This window comes from Streptomyces sp. 13-12-16, assembly GCF_002114215.1.
GTDB lineage: Bacteria > Actinomycetota > Actinomycetes > Streptomycetales > Streptomycetaceae > Streptomyces.
Genome location: NZ_NCTE01000926.1, coordinates 1 through 1648 on the forward strand (window position 1 = coordinate 1; position 1648 = coordinate 1648).

A 1648-nucleotide genomic window follows, 5' to 3' on the forward strand; every position below is an offset into this window, starting at 1 on the left:
GCGCGTCCACGGGGCGACCGGGGTCGGGAAGCGGGCTCCGGCGGATGACCGGCGGGCACTCGGGGAGCCGGCCCGTGAGGCCCCGGGAGACGAGGCGCCGTGGCGTAACGGCCCGGTCGGCGGCACGGGGTCAGAAGGCGCGCGGGGTCACCAGGCCGGATTCGTAGGCGAAGACCACGAGCTGGGCGCGGTCGCGGGCGCGGAGCTTGGTCATGGCCCGGTTGATGTGGGTCTTGGCGGTCGACGGGCTGATGACCAGGCGATCGGCGATCTCGTCGTTGGACAGGCCCTGTGCGGCCAGGGCGACCGCCTCGCGTTCGCGGCCGGTCAGCTCCTCCAGCCCGTCGCCGGCGCGGGCGGGCGCCGGCCGGGCGACGTACCGGTCGATGAGCTTACGGGTGATGGCGGGCGCGAGCAGGGCGTCGCCGCGGGCGGCCACGCGTACGGCGTGCAGGAAGTCCTCCGGCAGGATGTCCTTGACGAGGAAGCCGGCGGCGCCGGCGCGTAGCGCGTCGAAGACGTACTCGTCCATGCCGTAGTTGGTCAGCATGACGACGTGCACGCCGGCCAGGGCCGGGTCCGTGGCGATGCGCCGGGTCACTTCGATGCCGTCCATGACGGGCATCTGGATGTCGACGAGGGCGACGTCGGGCAGCCGTTCCCTGACGAGCACCAGGGCCTCTCGGCCGTCGGCGGCCTCGGCCACCACCTCGATGTCGCCTTCGAGGTCGAGCAGCGCGCGGAAGCCGCTGCGGATGAGCGGCTGGTCGTCGACCAGCAGGACCCGGATCACGAGGCTCCGTTCGTGGGGAGTTCGGCCTGGACGGTGAAGCCACCTGTGCCGCGTGGCCCGGTGTGCAGCCGGCCGCCCAGGGCCGTGACGCGTTCGCGCATGCCGAGCAGCCCGAGGCCGGGCGCCGGCGCGGGGTCCGAGGCGGCCTCTCCGTCGTCGTCGACGCGGACGGAGAGAGCGTCCGGCCGGTAGGCGATCAGTACCGAGGCGGTGGTGGCGGCGGCGTGCCGGGCGACGTTGGTGAGCGACTCCTGAACGATCCGGTACGCGGTACGGCTCACCGCGGCCGGCACGGCGCGCGGATCCCCTTCGATCGTCAGCGTCGTCTCCAGGCCGGTCGTCCGGAACCGTTTCACCAGGTTCGGGATGTGCCCGAGTCCGTGCGGCGGGGTGGTGTCGTCGTCGCGCAGCGCCTCGAGGGTCGCGCGCAGTTCCCGGCTCGCCTCCCGGCCGGCTTCCTGGATCGCCAGCAGGGCCTCCGGCACCTGCTCGCCCCGCCGCCGGGCCACGTGGACCGCGACCTCGGACTGCACCTTGACGACCGAGATCTGGTGGGTGAGCGAGTCGTGCAGCTCCCGCGCGATGCGCAGCCGCTCCTCGTCGGCCCGGCGCCGCGCGGTCTCCTCACGGGTGCGCTCGGCTTCCCCCGCCCGCTGCTCGGCCTGCCGCACCGCCTCCCCGGCGGCGAAGGCGGCGATCAGCCAGGCGATCTCAAGGGTGTTCCGGGCCTGTGCCACGACCTCGCGCGCGGGCCCGCCGTGGGAGACCAGGGCGGTGAGGGGGAGTACGGCCAGCAGGCCCAGGGACGCCGCCAGTGCGGCGGCGCGGTGCCCGGCGCGTACCGCGCCGTGGACC

General features: G+C 74.5%; 2 protein-coding genes. Both read right to left on the minus strand.

Annotated elements, in window-relative coordinates:
* Window positions 1-130: 130 nt before the first annotated feature.
* Window positions 131-793, minus strand: coding sequence for a response regulator transcription factor (locus B7767_RS32340; RefSeq protein ID WP_085575234.1), 663 nt, complete (start codon window positions 791-793; stop codon window positions 131-133).
* Window positions 790-1648: sensor histidine kinase (locus B7767_RS32345; RefSeq protein ID WP_085575235.1), on the minus strand; the 859-nt coding region annotated here is incomplete at its 5' end. The genes B7767_RS32345 and B7767_RS32340, both read right to left, overlap by 4 nt.